The sequence below is a fragment of the Psychrobacter sp. LFX-11D genome, assembly GCF_904846475.1.
GTDB classification, from domain to species: Bacteria; Pseudomonadota; Gammaproteobacteria; order Pseudomonadales; family Moraxellaceae; genus Psychrobacter; species Psychrobacter cryohalolentis.
Window position 1 is genome coordinate 1 of the sequence record NZ_CAJHAV010000044.1, and the last position, 591, is coordinate 591.

Sequence of the window (591 nt, forward strand, 5' to 3'; positions counted from 1 at the left end):
TTATAATAGCGTCCACTATCTAACAAGTAGATTGCTTATCCAATAGCATCCGCTTAGTAGATAATACAAGTTTTGCCCGGGTGGTGAAATTGGTAGACACAAGGGATTTAAAATCCCTCGCTAGCAATAGCGTGCCGGTTCAAGTCCGGCTCCGGGTACCATTATAGCAGTACAGAAAATACCGCAAATCATTATGATTTGCGGTATTTTTTTACGTAAAACTACAGCGCTTGCCACAACCCTTCAACATTAATAGCATCTGCTTTAATAGTCGGATAATCAGCAAAGGTTAATTGATAACCACCTGTCGTATTCGAGCTAATCTGACAACGCGCCCCTAACGGAAAGCTTTGCTTACGTTCGATATGACCAAAGCGCATGCCATTATAAATAGGCAGTCCGGTCAGCTATGCAATTGGCGAATGACGACCGACACATCATAACGCGCATCGTAGCTGTCCTCGCCCGCCCCTGATAACGCGCCAAATATAATCGCTTGTTGATTTTTAAATATGCCGGCTAAATACAAATCATAAAGCATACGTTCAATACGATAAGGCTGCTCACCAACATCTTCTAAGAATATAATAC

General features: G+C 42.3%; 1 protein-coding gene, 1 tRNA gene and 1 pseudogene. 1 reads left to right on the plus strand and 2 read right to left on the minus strand.

Features of this window, described 5'->3' with window-relative positions:
* Positions 1-74 precede the first annotated feature (74 nt).
* Positions 75-161 (plus strand) — tRNA-Leu (locus JMX75_RS12865).
* Between the two features lie 60 nt (positions 162-221).
* On the opposite strand, the gene JMX75_RS12990 is transcribed toward JMX75_RS12865, so the two are convergent.
* On the minus strand, positions 222-380 hold the full coding sequence (locus tag JMX75_RS12990) for a hypothetical protein (protein WP_227673183.1): 159 nt from the start codon (positions 378-380) through the stop codon (positions 222-224).
* A gap of 23 nt (positions 381-403) precedes the next feature.
* Positions 404-591 (minus strand): annotated as a pseudogene (locus JMX75_RS12995) (LD-carboxypeptidase); the annotation flags it as partial.

What these genes read in the sequence shown, in the direction of transcription:
- JMX75_RS12990 (WP_227673183.1), bottom strand. Translation starts at nt 380, where the DNA reads ATGCGCTTTGGTCATATCGAACGTAAGCAAAGCTTTCCGTTAGGGGCG.